Source organism: Micrococcus sp. HMSC31B01 (assembly GCF_001816085.1).
GTDB lineage: Bacteria > Actinomycetota > Actinomycetes > Actinomycetales > Micrococcaceae > Micrococcus > Micrococcus luteus.
In genome coordinates, this window is sequence record NZ_KV825123.1 from 1 (window position 1) to 3,919 (window position 3,919).

4 protein-coding genes are annotated in these 3,919 nt (G+C 72.6%); all 4 read right to left on the reverse strand.

Translation table 11 applies throughout. The features are described from left to right. A partial coding sequence (locus HMPREF3105_RS06435; protein ID WP_210401431.1) for an LD-carboxypeptidase occupies nucleotides 1-648 on the reverse strand: 648 nt, incomplete at its 3' end. An 83-nt stretch (nucleotides 649-731) separates the two neighbouring features. Next, on the reverse strand, nucleotides 732-2,312 hold the full coding sequence (locus tag HMPREF3105_RS06440; RefSeq protein WP_223247476.1) for a long-chain-fatty-acid--CoA ligase: 1,581 nt from the start codon (nucleotides 2,310-2,312) through the stop codon (nucleotides 732-734). Nucleotides 2,313-2,351: 39 nt separating this feature from the next. Further along, nucleotides 2,352-3,533 (reverse strand): acyl-CoA dehydrogenase family protein, encoded by a 1,182-nt coding sequence (locus tag HMPREF3105_RS06445; protein WP_069941810.1) that lies wholly within the window; start codon nucleotides 3,531-3,533, stop codon nucleotides 2,352-2,354. Nucleotides 3,534-3,579: 46 nt separating this feature from the next. Then, nucleotides 3,580-3,919 (reverse strand): CoA transferase (locus HMPREF3105_RS06450; RefSeq protein ID WP_210401432.1); only part of this gene is annotated, 340 nt, incomplete at its 5' end.

The window sequence follows — 3,919 nt, forward strand, 5'->3', positions numbered from 1 at the left end:
CGGCCCGGCCCAGCGCCACGGTGAGGCGCCCTCGCCGACGCCGCGCGCGCCGTCGTCGTGCGGGCACGGCACCGGATCCCGCTCGCCGAACTCGGTGAGCGCCCGCGGGTCCAGCCAGTCGACGCCGTGGTCCTCCGACTCCCCCGGCTCCGTGATCTCCAGCCGCCCTCCCGTCAGCATGGCGGCCCGCATGGACGCGGCGTGCACCTCATCCACAGCCGGCCCCGGCCCCAGGTGCACCTGGGTGGAGCCTCCGTAGAAGCTCGCCACGCCGTTCGCCCACAGCCACTGGTGCAGGTTGGTGTTGTCGCTGTAGCCGAGGAACGGCTTGGGGTCCGCGCGCACTGCGTCCGCGTCCAGGTGGCCGATCACGGTGATCTGGTCCTCCCCGCCTACCGTGGCGATCACCGCCCGGATCTGGGGGTCCGCGAACGCCGCGTTCAGGTCCCGCGCCCGGTCCTCGGCGCTCGCCCCGAGCTGCCGGGTGGTGGGGTACTCGACCGGCACCAGTCCGGTCACCTCGGCCAGGCGGCGCATCGCCTGCTCGTGCACCGCGGGCGCGAAGCCGGGAGCCGCGAACGACGGCGAGACGACGGCGATCCTGTCGCCCGGCTGGGCCTTGGGCGGGTGGACGAGCGGCTGAGTCATACCGGGAGCGTAGCGAGAGGCCATCTGTCCGTCGTTCCTCTCACTCAGACCAGACCACCCGTGTCCAGACCGCCACACGCCCCTCACCCCTGACGCAGCTCGCGGCGCAGGATCTTGCCCGTGGCGTTCTTCGGCAGCCCGTCCAGGACGGTCACCTCCCGCGGCTGCTTGTAGCGGGCCAGCCGTTCGGCCGCGAACGCCTGGAGCTGCTCCCCCGTGACGGCGCTGCCCGGGGCCAGCGAGACGAAGGCGGCGATCTCCTCGCCCAGCCGCTCGTCCGGCACACCCACCACGGCGGCCTCGACCACGTCCGGGTGCTCGTAGAGGACCTCCTCCACCTCGCGGGGGTACACGTTCATGCCGCCGCGGATGATCACGTCCTTGAGCCGGTCCACGATCATCACGTACCCGGCCTCGTCCCGGCGGGCGATGTCCCCGGTGCGGAACCAGCCGTCCTGGTCGAACGCCGCCGCCGTGTCCTCCGGGCGGCCCCAGTAGCCGGCCATGATGCCCTCGCCCCGGATGCGCAGCTCACCGGAGGTCTCGAGGTCCTCCTCGGGCACCTCGGTGCCGTCCATCGCGACGATCCGGAACTCGAAGCCGTCCACCGGCCGGCCCACGGTGCCCGGGCGGGTCGGCGCGTCCACGGGGTTGAAGAAGCACGCACCCGCGTTCTCGGACAGGCCGTAGCCCTCCAACACGGGCACGCCGAACAGCTTCTCCGCCGCGCGCAGCGTCTCCACCGGCAGGCTCGCACCGCCGGAGAGGGGCATGCGCAGCCGCGAGAAGTCCTCCGGCTCGGCCCCGGCCTCACGGCGGGCCCGGGCCACGGAGAGGAACGCCCCGTGCATGGTGGGCACGCCGGGCAGGAACGTGACGCCGTGGTCCTGCAGCTGGTCGTAGGCGGCCTCCGGCACGAACCGCGGCATCAGGGACAGGGTGGACCCGGCGAACACCGCCCCGTTGAGCACCACCGAGAGCCCGAACACGTGGAACATCGGCAGCGCCGCGAACACGACGTCGTCCGGGCCGAGCCGGCCCAGGCCGGTCGCCGTCGCCATGGCGTTGGAACGCAGGTTCGTGTGCGTCAGCCGGGCACCCTTGGGCCGCCCCGTAGTGCCCGAGGTGTAGAGCAGGACGGCGTCGTCGTCGGGGTCCCGCAGGGTGATCTCCGTGACCGGGGCGATGCCCTCGGCGGCGCACTCCCGCCCGACCGCTTCGAGGTCCAGGGTGACCACCTCGACGTCGACGTTCCCGGCCACCTCGTCCACGGCCGGCAGCCCGGGCATGGCCCAGAGCACGCGCGCCCCGGAGTCCTCGAGGAAGTACTCCAGCTCACGGGCCGTGAACAGCGGGTTGAGCGGCACCATCACCGCACCCAGGCGCATGAGCGCCTCGTAGACCGCCACGAAGGCCGGGACGTTGGGCAGCAGCACGGCCACCCGGTCCCCCGGGCCCACCCCGCGGTGGCGCAGCCAGCCGGCCGTCGCGGCCGTGACCTGGTCCAGTTCGCGGTAGGTCATGCGGGCCTCGCCGATCCGCAGGGCCACGGCATCCGGCTGCCGGGCCACGGTGGCCGAGAGCAGCTCGGCCACATGACCCCGGCGCTCGGTGGGCCGGCCGTGGGTGGTCGCGGAGGTGTCGGGGGTCTCGGAGGTGGTCACGGTGGCTCCTGATCTGGTGGGGCGGTCGTCGGAGGGGGTTCAGAGGAAGGCGGAGTGACCGGTGAGGCCGCGGCCCACGATCAGCGAGTTCACCTCGTAGGTGCCCTCGTACGTGAAGATCGCCTCGACGTCGCAGAAGAACCGGCCGAGCCCGACGTCGGCGAGGATGCCGTTGCCGCCCATCATCTGGCGGCCCAGCGCGGCCGACTCGCGGCACATCTGGGAGGTCTTCAGCTTCACCAGGGAGGCCTGCGTCATGGACACCTCGCCGGTGGCCTCCAGCTGCACCGCCCGGTGCGCCATGCCCAGGGTGGCCGCCAGGTTGGCCGCGATCTGCACGAGCAGGGACTGCACCAGCTGATGCCCGGCGATCGGCCGGCCGAACTGAGTGCGCTCCAGCGCGTAGCGGCGGGCGGCGTCGAGGATGCCCTGCTGCGCGCCCACGGCCTGCCAGCCCAGGCCGTTGCGGGAGCCCAGCAGGATCACGTTGGTGTCCGCGAAGGTGTTCGCCTTCTCCAGCTTGTTCTCCGCCGGGATGCGCACGTCCGTGAAGGTGATGTCCGCGTTCTGGACGATCTTCACCGCGGTCTTGTGCTCGATCTTGGTGGCCTCGTAGCCGAGGGTGTCGGTCTCCACGATGAAGCCCTTGACCTGGTCGTCCTCCTCGTCCCGGGCCCACACGATCGCGATGCGGGACATGGTGCCGTTGCCGATCCACCGCTTGGCCCCGTTGATCACCCACTCGTCCCCCTCTCGGCGGGCCGTGGTGGCCATGCCGCCGGCGACGTCGGAGCCGTGCTCCGGCTCGGTCAGCGCGAAGCAGCCGGTGTACTCCATCGCGTACAGGCCCGGCAGCCACGTCTGCTTCTGCTCCTCCGAGCCCAGGGCCTCCAGGGTGGCCCCGACGAGGTCGTTGTGCAGGGCGAAGTACACGCTGAGGGAGATGTCCGCGCGGGCCAGCTCGGCCATCAGGTGCCCGCGGAACAACGGGTCCTCGGTCATGCCGCTGATGTGGTTGTAGCCCAGCTCCCCGACGCGGCGGGCGATCTCGTGCGGGAACTCGTCCCGGCTCCAGGCCTCCGCCACGTGCGGGGTGACGATCTCGGCCAGGGCGGCGCGGATCTCCGTGAGCTCCTCCTGCTGCTCGGGCGTCAGGAGGCGGTGGTACTCGAGGACGTCGACGTCGATCAGCGAGCGGGTGCGGGAATCCGTGGTGGTCATGAGGGGCTCCTGGAGGTCGTTCGAGGGGGGTGCTGAGTCGTGGGGGTCAGGCGGTGGGGCTGGCCAGGGCGGTGAGCGGGATGCCCCGCTCCTCCCCCCATGCCTGCCAGTGGGCGGCGTCGTGCCGGGAGAGGGCCTCGGTGAGCTGCGCGCGGACGTCCCCGTCCGCGTCCAGCCCGAGGCCCTCGACAAGCGCGGCCGCGAAGTGCGGCTCGAGCGCGCCGACGGCCACATGGCCCTCGGCCGCCGGATACACCCCGTAGTGGGGCAGGGCCCCGCCCAGGGGGCTGCGCGGGCCCGTCATGCGGTGCCGGTTGGGCAGGGCCAGGGCGTGCGCCGCATCGGCGAGCGCCACCGTGGCATGCCCGCCGTCCCCGTCCGCGCCG

Excerpts from the sequence above, each read along its gene's own strand:
- HMPREF3105_RS06445 (WP_069941810.1), bottom strand. The coding sequence starts at position 3,533 with ATGACCACCACGGATTCCCGCACCCGCTCGCTGATCGACGTCGACGTC.